Below are 1,272 nucleotides of genomic sequence, written 5' to 3'. Positions count from 1 at the left end.
TCGGCGTTGAGGAGAGCGGCCGGCGCGCCGGCGTTGCCGCTTGCCCTGCGTTTGATGCGTACTGCGTTTGCCATGGTTCGTTTCTCTCGAGTTCAGGTCAAAAATTCCCGCCGTCGATGACGGTATCCGGATCGATCCCGCCAGCCGGTCCCTCCGGACCAGGCGGACCTTGGGGACCGACGGGGCCGCGCGGCCCCGGCGCGTTCTCGACATCCACGGTTGGAGCGACATCGACACAATCGACCTCAACGGTTGCTTCACACCCCATCGGCGCCGCCCCGTGGAACGATCAGAATGCGGTCGTCGAGAGGATCCTTCAGGGGGGGACGAAGGGTCTTGATCTCGCCCGAAGGTGTTTTCGCCAGCAGCCCATAGACACAACGCTTGTTCGCCGGCAATGCGGCCGTCTGCTCGGGCGTGGCCTCCAGGTAGGCGATCCCTTCCTCTGGCTGATCCGAGGGGTGTTCGCCGACCACGGATCTCAGCAACAGCAGCGGAGGGTCGGCACCGATAGCGGTCCGCAAGGCCAGCCAGTGGATATAACCGGCGATGTTGGACCCCTTGGGGTACCGGATCCGGACCCGATAGGTATCGCCCTGGCGGATGTCGGGCAGGTACTTACCCATCCCGCAAGCTTTCCTCGGTCGCCAGCCGCCCGGCGACGCTCGCGGAAAACAGCAGCCGGGTCAGGGTTTGCACCAGCTGGTCAGGATTCATGTCCGGATAGGCTTCCGCCAGCGCGCCGAGCAGTTCGGCTTCGCCGCCCGCACTTTCGATCCGCTCGATGAGCGGCGCGAGCAGCCGTTCAGCCTGAGCCTGTAGGGCGCCACCTTTGGCCAGCGCGTCTACTGCCGCATCGAGCGCGGCCTGATCGGGGAACAGATCAAGGTCGATTCCTGCGAAGGCCGGAGCGGCTTCACCCTCCTCGGGCGGGGCTTCGGGCGCCAGTTCGCCATCCTTGAAGCCATAGACCCGCGTCCAGTAGACATTGGTCGGCCGCACCCCGGCATCGTACAAGGCTTTATCCCGCACGGCCCGCGTTTCGTCGATCTCTTCCTGTTCCCACAGCTGGTAGACGGGCGGAGCCGGTTCGTGGAAATTGAGTTCGCAGACCATCCGGATCAAATCGCTCAGGGTACTGGCGACGATCTCCGCGTCGCTCTCTCGGATGTCGCGCGTCACTTCGATTCCGGCTTCCGCCGACGCTTTGTTGGCGCTGACTTCGGTGGTCTGGTTCTGTCCGAGCAGGGCGATGGAGACCTCGGAGCGGCA

Annotated in this window: 2 protein-coding genes; both read right to left on the bottom strand. The window is 64.6% G+C overall.

Translation table 11 applies throughout. The annotated features are described in order from the left end of the window. Positions 1 to 257: 257 nt before the first annotated feature. Entirely contained in the window at positions 258 to 626 is a 369-nt protein-coding gene (locus ACSHWJ_RS15915; RefSeq protein ID WP_432540097.1) for a hypothetical protein, read from the bottom strand. Further along, on the bottom strand, positions 619 to 1,272 hold a 654-nt coding region (locus ACSHWJ_RS15910; protein WP_432540098.1), incomplete at its 5' end, for a phage portal protein family protein. The genes ACSHWJ_RS15915 and ACSHWJ_RS15910, both read right to left, overlap by 8 nt.

Source organism: Methylococcus sp. S1M (genome assembly GCF_051295855.1).
Classification (GTDB): Bacteria; Pseudomonadota; Gammaproteobacteria; order Methylococcales; family Methylococcaceae; genus Methylococcus; species Methylococcus capsulatus.
The sequence above is the reverse complement of the archived record's forward strand: the minus strand, read 5'-3'. Positions and strand labels throughout refer to the sequence as shown.

Coding starts and splice junctions, on each gene's coding strand:
- ACSHWJ_RS15915 (WP_432540097.1), bottom strand. CDS start 626: ATGGGTAAGTACCTGCCCGACATCCGCCAGGGCGATACCTATCGGGTC.